14 protein-coding genes are annotated in these 15,611 nt (G+C 64.0%); 4 read left to right on the top strand and 10 right to left on the bottom strand.

Annotated elements, in window-relative coordinates; all coding sequences use genetic code 11:
* Positions 1–78: 78 nt before the first annotated feature.
* Positions 79–609: a hypothetical protein gene (locus tag DNK59_RS30550; protein WP_110725721.1), complete on the top strand. Its 531-nt coding sequence runs from the start codon at positions 79–81 to the stop codon at positions 607–609.
* Here DNK59_RS30550 and DNK59_RS30545 read toward each other — a convergent pair.
* Positions 602–1,174: a LuxR C-terminal-related transcriptional regulator gene (locus DNK59_RS30545; RefSeq protein WP_092313731.1), complete on the bottom strand. Its 573-nt coding sequence runs from the start codon at positions 1,172–1,174 to the stop codon at positions 602–604. The two genes, DNK59_RS30550 and DNK59_RS30545, sit on opposite strands and share 8 nt — an antisense overlap.
* A gap of 145 nt (positions 1,175–1,319) precedes the next feature.
* Here DNK59_RS30545 and DNK59_RS30540 point away from each other — a divergent pair, with 145 nt between their 5' ends.
* From DNK59_RS30540 to DNK59_RS30530, 3 genes are read left to right on the top strand one after another with little or no spacing between them, the layout of a single operon-like run.
* Entirely contained in the window at positions 1,320–2,498 is a 1,179-nt protein-coding gene (locus DNK59_RS30540; RefSeq protein ID WP_110725720.1) for an acetyl-CoA acetyltransferase, read from the top strand.
* 2 nt (positions 2,499–2,500) lie between these two features.
* A complete protein-coding gene (locus tag DNK59_RS30535) occupies positions 2,501–4,042 on the top strand; it encodes a class I adenylate-forming enzyme family protein (protein WP_110725719.1) in 1,542 nt (513 codons plus the stop codon).
* A 43-nt stretch (positions 4,043–4,085) separates the two neighbouring features.
* A complete protein-coding gene (locus DNK59_RS30530; RefSeq protein WP_110725718.1) occupies positions 4,086–5,426 on the top strand; it encodes an MFS transporter in 1,341 nt (446 codons plus the stop codon).
* A 47-nt stretch (positions 5,427–5,473) separates the two neighbouring features.
* On the opposite strand, the gene DNK59_RS30525 is transcribed toward DNK59_RS30530, so the two are convergent.
* From DNK59_RS30525 to DNK59_RS30485, 9 genes are all read right to left on the bottom strand, one after another.
* Positions 5,474–6,823 (bottom strand): cation:proton antiporter, encoded by a 1,350-nt coding sequence (locus tag DNK59_RS30525; RefSeq protein ID WP_110725717.1) that lies wholly within the window; start codon positions 6,821–6,823, stop codon positions 5,474–5,476.
* Positions 6,824–6,832: 9 nt separating this feature from the next.
* Positions 6,833–8,344, bottom strand: coding sequence for an amidase (locus tag DNK59_RS30520; protein WP_110725716.1), 1,512 nt, complete (start codon positions 8,342–8,344; stop codon positions 6,833–6,835).
* Positions 8,344–10,011 (bottom strand): NAD(P)/FAD-dependent oxidoreductase, encoded by a 1,668-nt coding sequence (locus DNK59_RS30515; protein ID WP_110725715.1) that lies wholly within the window; start codon positions 10,009–10,011, stop codon positions 8,344–8,346. The genes DNK59_RS30520 and DNK59_RS30515 overlap by 1 nt, the downstream gene beginning before the upstream one ends.
* A gap of 66 nt (positions 10,012–10,077) precedes the next feature.
* Positions 10,078–10,719, bottom strand: coding sequence for a peroxiredoxin-like family protein (locus tag DNK59_RS30510; RefSeq protein ID WP_092313753.1), 642 nt, complete (start codon positions 10,717–10,719; stop codon positions 10,078–10,080).
* 16 nt (positions 10,720–10,735) lie between these two features.
* Positions 10,736–11,500 carry a DNA alkylation repair protein gene (locus DNK59_RS30505; RefSeq protein WP_110725714.1) on the bottom strand — a complete coding sequence of 255 codons (765 nt, stop codon included), beginning with the start codon at positions 11,498–11,500 and terminating at the stop codon, positions 10,736–10,738.
* Complete coding sequence (locus DNK59_RS30500; RefSeq protein ID WP_177431323.1) at positions 11,493–13,136, bottom strand: FAD-binding oxidoreductase; 1,644 nt, start codon at positions 13,134–13,136, stop codon at positions 11,493–11,495. Before DNK59_RS30500 ends, DNK59_RS30505 begins: the two co-directional genes overlap by 8 nt.
* Entirely contained in the window at positions 13,126–13,908 is a 783-nt protein-coding gene (locus DNK59_RS30495) for a class I SAM-dependent methyltransferase (protein WP_244168866.1), read from the bottom strand. Before DNK59_RS30495 ends, DNK59_RS30500 begins: the two co-directional genes overlap by 11 nt.
* 135 nt (positions 13,909–14,043) lie before the next feature.
* Complete coding sequence (locus DNK59_RS30490; RefSeq protein ID WP_092313766.1) at positions 14,044–14,973, bottom strand: GNAT family N-acetyltransferase; 930 nt, start codon at positions 14,971–14,973, stop codon at positions 14,044–14,046.
* A 41-nt stretch (positions 14,974–15,014) separates the two neighbouring features.
* A complete protein-coding gene (locus tag DNK59_RS30485; RefSeq protein WP_092313769.1) occupies positions 15,015–15,527 on the bottom strand; it encodes a MarR family winged helix-turn-helix transcriptional regulator in 513 nt (170 codons plus the stop codon).
* Positions 15,528–15,611: the final 84 nt, after the last annotated feature.

Raw genomic sequence — 15,611 nt, 5'->3', positions numbered from 1 at the left:
ACGCGGCACTGGCGGGCCGCAGGCCATGGGGTTACCCTGCGGCTCATTTTTCGAGACCGATATGGACCTTCGCCTCCCGTGACCGATACCTGCCCGCCCAACTGCGCGCATTGCGCCGAAAACCCCGACCACCAGAGCGCCCACCAGGCCGTGGTCGAGGCCCTGCAAGTGATGGGCGCCCACCCCGAGGCCAGCGAAGACGAGATCGTGCAACTGCTCCAGGCGCGTGGCTACTCGGCCATCGTCGCCGAGAAGCTCAACGCCTTCGTGCCCTCGGCCCTGAGCTGGCCGCTGCTCAAGCGCCTGGGTGTGGAGGGCTTCGTCGGGCACTTCATCGCCTTCGACGACAATGACCAGGAGGTGCAGATCCCGGTTTCCAGCCAGCACTATTTCACCGCCGCGCTGATGCTGGCCTACAACACGCTCGAAGACGGTTGGAGTGAAGAGTTGCCGCATAGCACCTTTGTCAGCGTCACCCAGAAAAGCCCCGAGATGAACGCCGCCAATAAAGTGCTGAACCAGGGTGGCAGCCTGGAGGGCGGGACGATCGGGCCCTTGCAGTTGTTCCGCCTGAGCGCCAGCGAGGTGCTGGGGCAGGCATCTAGCTGATGTAGATGATCTTCGACACCAGCTCGGCGCTGTTCTTGGCCTGCAGCTTTTTCATCAGCCGGGCGCGGTGCACCTCCACCGTGCGGTGGGAGATCGCCAGCTTGCGCGCCACTTCCTTGCAGGTCAGGCCGTTGACGATGTGCAGGGAGATTTCCCGCTCGCGCGGGGTCAGGCTCACCGTCGGCGCCAGTTGCCGGTCCAGGCGTTCGAAGTGCCAGATCATCAGCCCGAACGGGTCGTCCGGGGTCAGGGAAAAACCGTGGGCCCGGGCCCAGAACACTTCGCCATTGCGGTGCTGCATGAAGCGTTCGTCGGTGTAGGAAGCGCCCTGGCCGTTGCGCAGCCAGTGTTCGCTGCGCTCGCCGATGCTCTGGTAGTCGGCCTGGGACGGGTACAGCAACAGGGTCAGGTGATCCAGCAGCTCCTCGCGCTCATAGCCGAACAGGCGCAGGAAGGCCTGGTTGCAGTCGAGCATGCGCCGATGCCCGGTGATCAACTGCGGTGCGGGCGACACTTGGAAGGCCAGGCGCTCAAGGTCCTGGAGCTGCTGGGCATATACGGTCATGGGGCATCCTGCCTGGTGGAAGTCGTTGCGCCGCTCTGGCTGGCCGGGCACTACTTACTGTTGTACGTAGTTGCCCTAACTAGCGTCTGATTGTGGCGCTCGCCATTGTAGGGAACGTCCGCTTCAAGCACAGAAGAAAATCACCATGAATCATGCTTCCGTATCCATTGTCGCTGCCGCCCACACATCGTTCGGTCGTCTTCAGGGGCTGACCCTGGAGGACCTGATTGTCCAGGTCACCCGCGAGGCCCTGGCGGATGCCGCGATCGACGCCGCCGAGATCGACGCACTGTTTCTCGGGCATTTCAACGCAGGCCTGGTGCCGGACGGTTTTCCCGCCTCGCTGATGCTCCAGGCCGACCCGCAATTGCGCTTCAAACCGGCCACCCGTTGTGAAAACGCCTGCGCCTCCGGCTCGGCGGCAATCCTTGCGGGGGTCAATGCGATCCGCAGTGGCGCCGCTGAACTGGTGCTGGTGGTGGGCGCGGAGAAGATGACCGACAACTCCACCGCCGAAGTGACTCAGGCCCTGGCCGGTGCCGGTTACCAGAACGACCCCGCGGAGGCCGGCTTGAGCTTTGCCCAGCTGTTTGCCCGGGTCGCCCAGCAGTACACCGAGCGCTACCACAGCCCGCTGGCCTCGATGGCGGCGATTGCGGTGAAGAACCACGCCAATGCCATGGCCAACCCGCTGGCGCAGATGCATCGGCCGATGGACTTCGAGCATTGCAACAATGTGTCCCAGAGCAATCCGCTGATCGCGCCGTCGCTGCGTCTCACCGACTGTTCGCTGATCAGTGACGGCGCGGCGGCGATCGTCCTGGCTTCGCCGCAGCGCGCGCGCTCGTTCCGCCGTGAAGTGGCGATCCGCGCCCTGAGCCAAGTCAATGACCTGCTGCCGATGGCCAGTCGCGACATCCTGGCCTTTGACGGTCCGCAGCGGGCCATCCACGGCGCCTTGCGCGAGGCCGGGGTCAGCCTGGGCGACATGAGTTTCGCCGAGGTCCACGACTGTTTCACCATCGCCGAGCTGCTGATCTACGAAGCCATGGGCCTGGCGCCCAAGGGCGAAGGCCATCGGGCCCTGGACGATGGCATCGTGCGCCCCGGCGGCCGCTTGCCGGTCAACCTGTCCGGCGGGCTCAAGGCCAAGGGCCACCCGGTGGGCGCCACCGGCGTGTCGATGCATGCCCTGGGCTTTCGTCAATTGATCGGCGAGCCGATTGGCCTGGGCGTACCCCGGGCCGAGTTCGGCCTGCTGTTCAACATGGGCGGGATGGCGGTGGCCAACTACGCCTCGGTCCTGCAAGCGCTCAGGGCCTGAACATGAATATCGCCCATTGGTTGCTGGACGCGGCCCAACGCTGGCCGCAGCGCCCGGCGCTGTTCGAGGGCCGCCGCCAGGTGGCCGACTACCAGGGCTTCGCGGCGCGGGTCCGGTGCCGCGCCTTGCACCTGCGGCATGCGCACGGCATCGCCGCCGGGGACCGGGTGGCCTTGCTGCTGAAGAACAGCTGCGACTACCTGGAACTGCTCTACGCCATCTGGTGGAGCGGAGCGGTGGCGGTGCCGGTCAACGCCAAGCTGCACCCGCGGGAGGCGGCCTGGATCGTCGGCAACGCCGGGGCGCGGCTGATCTTCCCCGACGGTGGCCGGACCTTCGAGCTGGCGGACTTGCCCGCCGATTGCCGCGAGCTGCCCGCCGAACTCATTCCGACGCCGGTAGGTGCCGCGGACGGCGAACTGCGCGAGCCCTGGCCGTGCGCGGACGACGAGCTGGCCTGGCTGTTCTACACCTCGGGCACCACCGGCCGTTCCAAGGGCGTGATGCTGTCCCACGGCAACCTGATCGCCATGTCGCTGTGCTACCCGCTGGATGTCGACCCGGTGCAGGGCGGCGATGCCGTGGTCTATGCCGCGCCGCTGTCCCACGGCGCCGGGTTGTACAACTTCATTCACGTGCGCTGTGGTGCCCGGCACGTGGTGCCGCAGTCCCGGGGGTTCGATGCGCCAGAGCTGTTCGGGCTGGCGCGGGAACTGGGGCAGGTCAGCCTGTTTGCCGCGCCGACCATGGTCAAGCGCATGGTCGAGCAGGCCCGGCGGCAAGGCTATGACGGCACGGGCATCAAGACCATCGTCTACGGTGGGGCGCCCATGTACCTGGCGGACCTGGCCCAGGCCCTGGACACCTTCGGTCCGCGGCTGGTGCAGATCTACGGCCAGGGCGAGTGCCCGATGAGCATCAGCGCGCTGTCCCGGGAGCTGATTGCCGAGCGCCAGCACCCGGACTGGCCGGCTATCGCGGCGTCAGTCGGGCGCCCGCAGGCCTGTGTCGAGGTGCGCATCCTCGATGCCCAGGGGCAAGCCCTGCCAGCCGGCGAGCCCGGGGAAATCGCGGTGCGCGGCGCCCCGGTGATGCACGGCTACTGGGGCAACCCGTCCGCTACCCGGGCGACCCTGGTGGACGGCTGGTTGCTCACCGGGGATATCGGTTTCCTCGATAGCCGCGGTTTGCTGACCCTGACCGACCGCTCCAAGGATGTGATCATTTCCGGCGGCAGCAACATCTACCCGCGGGAAGTGGAGGAGGTGCTGATGCAGCATCCCGGGGTGTTCGAGGTGTGCGTGGTGGGCGAGGCGGATGCCGAATGGGGCGAGTCGGTGGTGGCTTTCGTGGTTCCTCGCAGCCCCGACAGCCTCGATCCGCAGGTGCTCAACCAGTGGTTCGTGACGCGCATGGCGTCGTTCAAGAAACCCCGTAAATACCTGTTTTGTACCGAGCTGCCGAAGAACAGCTACGGCAAGATTCTCAAGACCCGCTTGCGTCAGTGGCTGCAGGACCCGACAGGGACCATCGCCGACCGCTGAACGCGTTTTCCCATGGACCGCAATACGACAGGAGTCTCCCAACATGGACGTGACCTCTAGCAATCCCCAGCGCCAGCGGCGCCGGGCCTTTATCGGCGCCACCTCCGGCCACTTGATCGAGTGGTACGACTACGGCGTCTACGGCTTTCTGGCGGTGTACATCGGCAAGGCGTTCTTCGTCTCCGATGACCCCACCAGCAGCCTTTTGGCGAGTTTCGCGGCCTTTGCCCTGAGCTTTTTCATCCGGCCCCTGGGCGGCCTGTTCTTCGGCCCGCTGGCGGACCGCATCGGCCGCCGCCGGACCTTGATCACGGTGCTGGTGCTGATGGCCGGCTCGACCTTCCTCCTGGGCCTGTTGCCGACCTACGCCAGCATCGGCATCGCCGCGCCGATCCTGCTGGTGCTGATCCGCTGCGTGCAGGGGTTTTCCGCCGGTGGCGAGATCGGCACCATCACCAGCTTCATTGCCGAATACGCCGGCCCCGGGCGCCGCGGCTTCGCCACTTGCTGGCTGATGGTCACCGCGGTGCTCGGCCTGTTGCTGGGCGGCGCGGTGGCCAATGGCATGACCTGGGGCCTGGGCGCGGAACTGATGCAGGACTGGGGCTGGCGCATGCCGTTCCTGCTCGCCGGTCCCTTGGGCTTCATTTCCCTGTACATCCGCCTGAAGCTTGAAGACAGCCCGGAGTTCCTCGCCCTGGCCCAGGCCGGGCAGACCTCCAAGGCGCCGCTGCGCGAAGTCTGGCAATGGAAGCGCTCGATTGCCCTGGTGTTTTTCATCATCACCCTGCACAGCTCGATCTTTTACCTGGTGCTGACCTTCGCCTCGACCTACATGTCCAACACCCTCAAGTTCGACAGCGGCACCACCTTGCTCTATGTGTTCGTCGCCAGCCTCTCGGCGGCGCTGGTCATGCCCCTGGGCGGGGCTTTCACCGACCGCTATGGACGCAAGCCGTTCCTGATGGTGATTGGCACCCTGGCGACCCTCGCCATGTACTGGTTCTTCAAGACCGCGCCCAACGCCACCCCGGCCACGCTGTTCTGGCCGTTGATGGCGGTGGCGATCCTGTTCGGGCTCTACGCGTCGTCGACCTACGCGCTGATGAGCGAACTGCTGCCCACCCGCATCCGCTCCACCGGCATCGCCGTGGCCTACAACATTCCGGTGGCGGTGTTCGGCGGCAGCGCGCCGCTGATCTCCACCTGGCTGATCAAGCTCACCGGCGACATCACCGCGCCCTGGTACTTCTACGTGGCCACCGGCGTGGCGTCGCTGATTGCCCTGGTGGTGCTGCGCAAGGAAGACTTTGTTGCCTGTGCCTCAGAGCACCCGGCAAGGCAGCCGGACGCTGCCTTGAGCCTGCCCACCCTCGGCGCATGACTGATGCGCGGATCTGGTCGGTGGCGCGACCGACCAGACCGCAGGTGTCACAACTGGGCGGGCTGATTGCCGGCTATCGGCATCGGCTGCCCCAGGCGCTCGCGGGCGGTCAGCAGGCGGATCAGCGGTGAGGCGATGAAGGTGCTGATAATCGCCATGATCACCAGGATGGTGAAGTACTCTTTGGGCAGCACGCCAAGGTCATAACCGACGTTGAGCACCACCAGCTCCATCAGCGCGCGAGTGTTCATGCAGACCCCGATCAGCGCCGAGTTTCGCGGGCTTTCTCCCAGCAGCCGGCTGGAACCGTAGGCTCCGAAGAACTTGCTGGCAAACGCCACCATGCACACCAGGAGACAGTTGAGCAGGGCGTGACTGCCCTCCAACGAACCAACGTCGGTGCGCAGGCCCGTATAGGCGAAAAATACCGGCAGGAAGAACGCATTGACTAGGCCGCCGACCTTGGCGTTCCACTGCGCGACAAAGGGCCGGTGAGCATGCAGTGCCACGCCCATGATGAAGCCGCCAATGATCGAGAACACCCCTATCAGGTTGGTGATGACGGCGCTGGCAAAGAGCACGATCAGCATCAGTGAAATGCCGTGTGCCGACAGCGGCCGACGCTCCAGGTCGCCGATGATCCAGCGCAGGATCAAGGGGCGGACCTGCCACAGCACCACGATGATGAACAGCGCCAGGGCCAGCATTCTCAGGAGCGAGGTCCAGACGTTGAAGTTCGAGGCGATGATCGACGTCACGCCGCCCAGGATCAGCCAACCGCATACGTCGTCGATGGCCGCGGCACCGATGGTCAGGGTGGCCACCCGTGATCGCGACAGGCCCAGTTCCATGAAAATTCGCCCCAGGATCGGCAGGGCGGTGATGGACAGGGCGGTGGCGAAGAACAGTTGAAAGGCCAGCAGTGGAGGTCGCTCACCGGTTATCTGCTGCCAGAAGAATTCGGCGCTGAAAAAGCCGCTGACGAAGGGCACCAGCAAGCCCCCGAGACTGATGAAGATGATCGAGCGCTTGCGGCCTTTGAGGTGCGCGCCAAATTCGAACTCCAGGCCCACCTGGAACATCAGCAGAATCAGCCCGACCTGAGCCGTCGCGATGAAGGCGGTAGAGGTCTGCGGCACGAAGATGCTGTGCAGCAGCTCCGGAAAGAAATACCCCAGCAAGCTGGGGCCCAGGACCAGGCCCGCAAGGATTTCACCGGCCACCGGGGTTTGTCCCAGGCAGCGGGTGCTGAGCCAGGAGATCACCCGACTGACGGAAAAGATCACGATCAGTTGGATCAGGAACAGCAACGTCAGGTGTTCGGCCTGGGAGCCCACGGCCGATTGACCCATGGGTGGGCTGGCGGGCTGTTGGGTTGTCGCGCTGGTGGTTTGCATAGAGACTTCCTATCCCTTGAAGTGTGAAAACGCTGGCTTGAGCCAGCCACCAAACTGAGTTTCCAGAAATACTGCGGCGTCCAGCAGCAAAGCGTCCTGGCCAGGGCCGGCGACCAACTGCACGGCCACCGGGCACCCTTGATCCAGGCGCCCCATTGGCACACTGAGGGCCGGCAGGCCCAAGGCGTTGAACAGGGCGCAGTAAGCAACGTCCAAGGGGCGCTTGAGGGCATGCCCGTGTTCCGGTGCGACGCCTGGCGTGACGGGCATCAGCAGCAGGCTATGGCCGTCGAAGAGCTCGGCGAAGGCGCGTTGCAAATGATCGCGCTGGGCCAGAAAGCGCCCCAGCCCCGGATTGCCCAGGGCGTCGCCGACACTGTCCAGCCAGGTCGCCAGCAACGGCCCCGTGGCATGTCGCGCACGCCCTGCAAGGCTGGCGCGAGCGGCCCGCCAATAGCTCAGCGGTTGCCCATCGCCCAGGTAGTCCGCCAGGCGGACCTGCGCCTCAAGCTTCAGCACCGCCAGCCAGATGAAAAAGGCGTTGTGCATGCCTGCTTCCTGCCAGGCATGCAGCGTGGCGCCCTGGCTGGCCAGGCATTGCCCAGCGTCGTTCAAGGCCTGGGAGACGGCCTCGGACACCGGGCTGCTCCATTTCATCTTGTCAGGCAGGTACAGGTGTACCCGCCTGAGACGCGCGGGTTCGGCAACGGGTGCATACCGCGAATGGATATTGCGGTCGATGCCATCGGGGCCGGCGATGATCTGCAGGACTTCGCTCAAGTCCTCGGCATGTCGGCACAGTGGGCCGGCCGCAAAATGAGCGGATACCGCCTGCGCGTTGGCTTGCTGGCGGCCACGCTCGTCCAGTGGCAAATGGCCGCTCAAGGGCACCAGGCCGCGCGATGGCTTCAGACCAAAGACCCCATTGAACGCGGCAGGAATGCGCACTGAGCCTGCGCCATCGGTGCCGAGGGCAAACGGCACGCAGGCGCTGGCCACCATGACCGCATCGCCGCCGCTGCTGCCGCCGGCGGTGCGCGAGGCGCGATAGGGGTTGAGGGTGCGGCCATAGAGCAGATTGTCGGTTTCCGGCCACAGGGCCATCTCCGCCTGGTTGCCCAGTGCCACGGGAATGCCCCCCGCGCTAATCAGGCGCTGGGCGACCGTTGCCGTCGAGGAGGCCGTGACCTGCCGACGCAAGGTCGAGCCGCAGGTCTGTGGCCACCCCGCGAGCCCCAGGCCTTCCTTGATCGAGAAGGGCACTCCATGCAAGCGCCCCAAGGGCTGGCCCCGCAACACATCAGCCTGCGCCCGACGCGCAGCGCCACGAGCGCAGCGGTAGAGTTCCACCGCTATCGGGTTGCACAGGGCCTGGATCTCCTGGCAGCGCTCGATGGACTGCTCCACCAGTTCGACCGGCGAGATTTCCTTGCGCTTGATCAGCTGCGCCAGCTGCACGGCGCTCAGTTCCAGCAATGCGGGCGAGCGGCTGCAGGAGGCCGACGGCGTCAGCGCGGACATCAACGGCGGGCCAGATCGAGAAAGCCGCCGTCATTGCCAAACGGCGACTTCAGCAGTTCCGGCGATTCGCCATATTTGTAGAACAGCGAGGGCTTGAGCCTCAGGCTCAGGGACCGCGCCAGGTCCTGCACCACGCCGCAGCTGTGGCGCAGCAACAGTTTCAAGTGCCGCGGTGTCGGTGACCACTTGACCATCTTCATCAGGCGGACCCGCAGTGCCGCCGAACGCAGGTAGTAATGCGCGGCATACAGCGGCCGGGCACGATTCTCGGCTTTGTACAGGTCGAAGTTGATGGTGCGCGAGTACAGGTTCGGCATCATCTCCGGGCTTAGGCCCGGGTTGGAGCGGCGGACTTCCCGCAGCAGGCAGGCAAAGGGCAGGGGCGAAGGCTGCAACTCCCGGGGATAGCGCGGCAGCAGGTCGGCAAACTGCTGGGCCTGGTGCCCGTCGAGGAAGTCGCCGGTCATGTACATCGGCAACACGACGTGGAAGTAGGCCATGTTGGCGAACAGCAGGGTCCAGCCCATCATGAACGGGTCGTCCATGACCTCGTACCATTTGCTCCAAGTGTCCTGCAGCGCCAGTTGCGCCTGAATGTGAGACTCCAGGCAGTTGACATAGGCTGGGGTCAGGCTGGCATGGATGTCCTTCTCGATCATGGCCGCGATCTGCGGAATCTGCTGCGCCACATACGCCAGCCCGGCACTGTTGGCCGGATCGAAGGTGAACGCGGCGTCGCCGAGTAGGAACCAGCCATCGGTGGAGTAGTACTGCTGGGCTTCATACATGTAGTTGTACATGGCGTGGGCATCGACCACCTGGCCGGTGGCGATCAGTTCGGTGATCACCGGATGGTCGGCCATGACCTTGTCGGTGAACTGTTCGAGGGTGCCGATCTTCTCCTCGAGCATGTCCGGGCGGTAGGTGATGCCGATGCTGATCATGTCTTTGCCATCGTCGCTGCGCATCGGGATCATCCAGATCCAGTAGCCCTTCCCGTAGAAGTGATGGGTGACGTAATAGGGGTCGTAGCAGTGGTGCTTGACCTTGTGGATGTCGATGGTGGACAGCAGGTTGCGGTCGAAGTCCTTGAGGCGGAACCAGAAGGTGCTGCGCTGATAGGTGGGTTCCTTGTGCAGCTTGAGCTTCTTGGCCATGAAGCGGTTGCGTCCGGTGGCATCGACGATCCAGTCCGCGGTCAGTTGCTGGTGCGCGTCGCTGTCGCTGCGCAAGGTCAGCAGGTGAGTGGCATGCTCGCCCTGGTGCAGGTCCACCGCGCTGACGTCGGCCTCGATCAACTGCACCTGATGCTCGTCGACGATCCGCCGCAGGTCGCGGTCGAAACTGAACCGGTTGAGGTTGTAGGCCGGCATGCGGATCACCCCCGGCGCCTCGTGCACCACATAGTTGCGGCATTCCGGGTTGTTGCGCAGCTTCAGGTAATAGGTCAGGCCGTACTTGTGGTAGTGCTTCTCCTCCAGCAGGCTGCCCAGCCCCAGGCCCTTGAAGAAGTGCGTGGTCAACTCAACGGTCGACTCGCCCACTATCGGGCGCTTTCGATCCGGGCGGCCGATCAGGATGACCTCGACTCCGGGGAGGCGTTTCTTGAAGTACAGGGCAGCCAGGTGACCGGCAACGCCGGCCCCCATGATAGCGATACGTTTCATTGGCTCAGTCCGTGAACAAATAGGGAGGGCCGAAGGTGTGACGGCCTTCGGCCGGGGTTGATCGGTTTAGCGGCCAACGGCCTCGATCAGGGTTTGCGGCTCGACGCGTTCCGAGTAGTCGACATTGATAAAGGCGTGGCGAATCACCCCGTCCTGGCCGATCACAAAGGCGCTGGCCATGGGCAGCGTCAGGGCGTGCGAAGCGTTGAAGACTTTCAAGTCGGCGCCCAGCGAGCGATAGACCGCGTCCAGTTCATCCTCAAGCTTGAAGACAATGCCGTATTGCTTGGCCAGGCGGTTTTCCGGGTCGCTGAGCAGCAAGTAGCGAATGCCCAGCGCTTCACGGGTCTTGGCCGAGGATTGCGGTGTCTGTGGCGAAACCGCGACCAGGGTGGCGCCGGAGGCTGCCAGGTCGCCGACCATCTGTTGGTAGGCGCTCAAGGCCAGGTTGCAGAACGGGCACCACAGGCCACGGTAGAACACCAGCACCAGAGGACCCTTGTCGAGCAGTTGACGCAGGTCGACATCCTGGCCATCCGGATCCTTGAGCACCGCCAGAGGCGCCTTGTCCTGGGCTTTCAGGGCTTTCGCGGCCAGGCCACTGTCTACCAGTGACTGCAGTGATGCGCCGAACTTCTGCAGGATCTCGCCCGGCAGTTGTTCGGCCATCTGCTGTTTTGCACCTTGCAGCTTTTCCTTGAGAGACATGAGTAACTCCTTTTTGCTAGTGAGACAGGCTTCGGGTAGCCCGGGTGTGAATCCTGTGGGAGGCTTTGCAAGCAGGCGGGTAGCGCTGAAACAGCTGGCGAACCCAGTCCGGGCGGGTTTTGCTGGCATCGTTGAGCCAGTTGGCGACCGAGTCCTGAGGGTATTTCTGGCTTTCAGCGAGCAGCGGGACCAGCAGCGGTTCGGCTAATTCCGGGGTGTTCTTGAGGGCGGCGATGTGCTCGCACCAGACGCCTCGGGGGCGCAGGACCTCAATGCTGAAACGGCGGATCAGCGGGTCGTCACTGAGCGTGTATTGGCGCAGCAGGGACAGGGCCGTCGCCAGGTCCTGGCTGAGCAATGGCCGCAAGGCGATCCAGGCCCATTCGCGCACGCCGAAGTGGCTGTCGCAGGCAAAGTGCAACTGGCTCTGGATTGCAGTGGCCAGGGGTTGGTTGCGTTCGCGGTAGGCATTGGCGAAGGCGGCCCAACTGCGCACGGTGTCCGATGGATGGGCCTGCAACTGGCTCCAGGCCTGTTGCCGTACGGAAGGCGGGGCATGCTCCAGCCATTGCCCGAGAGCCAGCCCCAGGGCGGCGATTCTTTTCGAGATGCCCTGTTTCTCGGTGGCCTGGGCGGCGGCGATCAGCGCCTGTCCCAGGCTGTCATCGAGCCGGCCGGCAATGGCCGTGGCCAGCGCGGTCTGGTCAACGGCCAGGCACTGCGCCAGGTTGCGGGTCTCGATCAGTCCCTGATTGATCAGGTGGGTGGTGTCTTCACTCATGGCAGGCTACCGGCTCGGGGTTGGCAAGGGGCGCTCGGGTGTCGGCAGGCAGGCAGTAGCGGCCTGGCGAGAGCAGATGATGGGGGTCGAGGGCGTGCTTGAGGCGAGCCCCCAGTTGCCAGGCAGCTTGTTCCCGGTCTGCCAGCAGCGGCATGAAGGCCACCGGGACGCGATAGGGCACGATCCCATGAGCCTTGCCCAGCTGGAACAGTTGCTGATAGCAGTCATGGGCCCGAGCGGATGCCAGAGGGTCGTTGCGTGCGAACAGCAGTGGCACGGTGCAGTCAATGGCTCGGGTCGAGAGCGTGGTCAGGGTGATCGGGCAGAGCATGTCCTGGGTCTGGCACTGCTCGCTGATGGCGTGCAGGAAGTCTTCGATCAACTGCTTCTTGAACGGCAGTATCGGGGCGTACCAGATCAGCCCGCAGTGGTCGCGCGCGGGGTTCAATCCCGGCCCGGGAGGCGGTTCGGCCCCTGCGCTGTAGGCCAGCGGCAGGGCGACCTCGTTGGGTCGTCCGGCCATCAATTCAACGCCTTGCAACATCTTTTCCAGGGTCCGCTGCCAGCGCCGCGCCCAACTCCCCGGCAGCCGCTGCAACAGGGCATGGGCCAGGCTCAGCTGGCGACGGGTCCTGAACATCGAGCGATTGGCAAAGCCCTTGAGTTCGCGGCGGATCATGCGCTTGAGCGAGGGCAACTGGTCCGCGTGGCAATAGATCGAGCCGACACCCATCCAGGCCGGCAGTCCGAGGCTATCGGCTGCCTGGCGCAGCTGTTCGCGGGGCAGTCCGGCGATGCCCTGGCCTTCACTGGCCATGGTCAGCAGGCGAGTGCGGTTCATGAGGTTGATTCCGCCCACCTGGCCCTGGGCCTGTTCGATGATGCGCCGCACGCCCTCCAGCGCAGCGCCAAGCCTGGCCGGGTCTTCGATCCAGAAATAGAACGGCTGGATGACCTGGGGCTTTTTCACCAGGGCGAGGCTCATCTGGGTCACGATGCCCAGCCCGCTCTGGCTGAACAGGCCGTCCAGATAGGGGCCCACTCCCCATTTGAAACACGGGCTGGCGCCGCCCATCGACAGCGGTGAGCGGTAGATCTGGCCGTCTGGCAGCACCGCCTCCAGGGCCAGGACGGCTTGGAAGTGGTCGGTCTGCGGGGTGATGCCGTAACCGCGTTCCAGGGCATTGCCCAGCAGGCTGCAAGAGGGGCCGGCCCCGGTGACCGGGGTCAGGTAGGGCAGGTCGTGTTCCTGCAGATATTGCGCCAGCGCGCCTTGGGTAACGCCCGGCTCAAGGGTGACCACTGACAGTTCTTCGTCGAACGACAGGATCCGCGCCATGCCCGACAAGTCCATCACGACGCAGTGCTCGCGACCGGTAGCGGCGCAACCGTAGCCCCAGTTGTTGCCGGTACTGATGGGGTGCAGGGCGATGCGGTGCCGCCGGGCAATGACTACACAGGCCGCCACCTGCTCGCTGCACAGCGGCGCGATCACCGCCCGGGCATAGGCCGGTGAATGCATGGTGTCGTGCTGGACGTGGGCGATGCCGGCGTGGTCGAGGCGCACTTGCGACTCTCCCAGCACTTCGCGCCACTGCTCCAGGGCGGCCTGCAGGCGGGTGCTCTCAGAAAGCACTGGCCAACCCTCCCAGCCGCAGGAACAGGCGCAGTTGCTGTACATCGGCCTTGCGGCTGGATGGCAACGCGGCATAACGGCGCTTGAACTCCGGCTTCATGGTCTTGACGCAGCGTCGCTTGGGCGTGCGGACCACCATCATCAGTGGGCTCAGTGCCGTGCTGTAGACCCTGGCGCAAGGCCCCAGATAACTGGCCGCCAGCGTCTGGAACTCTTCCAGGGAAAAGGCCGCCAACAGCGAGTTGCGGTAGTCCAGCAGGGTTTCCTGATCGGCGCCGTCGCTGGCGCGCTGCACGAAATAATCCACCGACTCGGTCGACTTCAGGCGTCCGAAGTCATTCAGGTAAATGGCGCGGTCGTTACGCAGCACCCGGGCGATGTTCCTGAAGGTCGATTCCAGCTGTTCCAGGCTCGCCAGGTGGTGCAGGGCCATGGAGGAGATCACCACGTCGACACTGCGGTCGCCGATCCGGCCCAGGCGAGACATGTCGTCCTCAATCAACTCGACGTTGTCGATACCTTGTTGCCGGATCGAATCGCGGGCGATATCGAGCATGTTTTTGGATAAGTCGACCCCCACGAATTCGGCCCGCGGGTTGAGTCGCGCCACCTGCAGCAACAGGCTGGCGGGCCCGCAGCCGATATCCAGGACCACGTCCCCGGGCTTGATCAGCGCGCACATCTGCGCCGCGTGATAAAGGTAGGTTCCAGAGAGGGCCTGGCCCTGTCCGGCACTGCTGGCATAAGACGCGACGCAGGGCTGGCTCTCCATGACCAGCTCCGGTTCCGGTGTGCGAGTGAACGGCTGTCTGGTGGTTATTTCTCTGTAAATCGCCCGCAGCAATCCCGTATCCATGACTCATCCTCCATGAAATGATGTGTGAAAATCGGCAGGGGAAGGGCGTGTTTACGCCAGGGCCAGCGCCCGTTTGATGCGCTTGCCCAGGTGCCTGCCATGGACCCCGCAACGGGCCATATGGATCAGCACTTCCTGTTCCTGCCAGCGATGCACGCCCGCATCGGCCGGCAGGCGAATCGCATCGAAGTCGCGCTGGCAGAAAAAATCGAAGAAGTTGGTGTTCTGTCCCGCCACCGCAAACTTGACGCTGGAGGACTGGTAAACACTTTTGAAGGTGTCCTGGGCGTCTGCCAGTCCCAGTGACAAGGGCTGCGAGAGGGCGTCGTTGAGTTTGGTGTAGCGCTCCACGCGGCCAATCGGCGAGAAGAACAGCACCTTGCGATAAAAGGAGCTGGCCCTGGGGTGTACGGCGATCAGCAGTCGTTCAATCCCACGGTAGTGCATGGCCCAACGGAACATCGCGTTGTAGAGCATCAGTGGCACACCCTTGCCACGATAGTGCGCGGATACCGCGAGTGTCCCGACTTCAGCCAGGCGCTGGCCGGACAAACGCTGCAGCAGTACTTCGTTGCCGTGAACTTCCTCCATCGGCAAGCCCAGCATCGAGTCTTCGATCAATGACACCGTGCCGATGATCTGCTGTTCCTTGATCGCGACGAAGGTCGTGGTGCCGGGCAACAGGTGAAAGGCAGAAAAGCGCATGCCGGCACGGCAGATGGTGGAGATTCCCCGGCGCGCATAACTCTCGTTGACCAGTCGCAGGGCTTCTTCCAACTCGAAGAGGCTTTGTATCGGGCGGAACTCGAAGCCCTCGATGGCCAGTGGTGCACGGGCGATGCGCGTGAGGAACAGGTGGCGGTAGAGGGGGGGAGGAATGTAACGCTCCAATGAGGCCAGGCCATGCCTGAGCGTATCGACGCTACTGTGAAGACGCGGCTTCCTGCCGAAATTGGTCATTACCTTTTGACTCTGCAACATCAGTCACCTCCATGTGTTGCTACTACCATTGACGCCCGGCGCTAATCCCTGTCAGGAGGTTGCAGCGCCAGAGCGGGGCTTGCAGAAATGCAATAGATCGCTTCGGTCAGTGCCTGGCGTTGTTCCGCGCTCAGGCCTTCGATAATGCTGCAGATCCAATCGGTGTGATCGGCAAAGACTTCGTTTACCACCTGCTTGCCTTCCGGGGTCAGGCTGATGATCAGCTTGCGTCGATCCGTCGGGTCCGGCTTGCGCTTGATGAAGCCATCGCCTTGCAGGCCATCGAGCAGTCCGGTCACGGTGCCGGTGGTGATGGACAAGCGCGTCGCGAGCTCCAGTGGCGAGAGCTTCCCGCCCGCACTCTTGAGGGTCAGCATGATCACGAAGCGCCCCTCTGAAAGGCTGTAGCGGGCAAGCCGTACAGCACAGACGCGGTTGATTGCCGCTGCGGCCGAGAGCAGTTCGAAGCACAGTCTGACGCTCTCGCGAGCCTCGGGAGAAATGTTCTCCAGTGCCTGCAGCATGATGTGATGTTTGTTCTCTAAAATATTCATAAGGCGCAGTTTATCTTGGCGCCTTACTAAGTCAACGGTTAATTCTTTGGCTTGGCTTTGTTTGGCTTAACTTATTGTTTTATA

Source organism: Pseudomonas sp. TKO26 (genome assembly GCF_003225665.1).
GTDB lineage: Bacteria > Pseudomonadota > Gammaproteobacteria > Pseudomonadales > Pseudomonadaceae > Aquipseudomonas > Aquipseudomonas saponiphila.
This window is presented reverse-complemented; position numbering and strand designations above follow the sequence as displayed.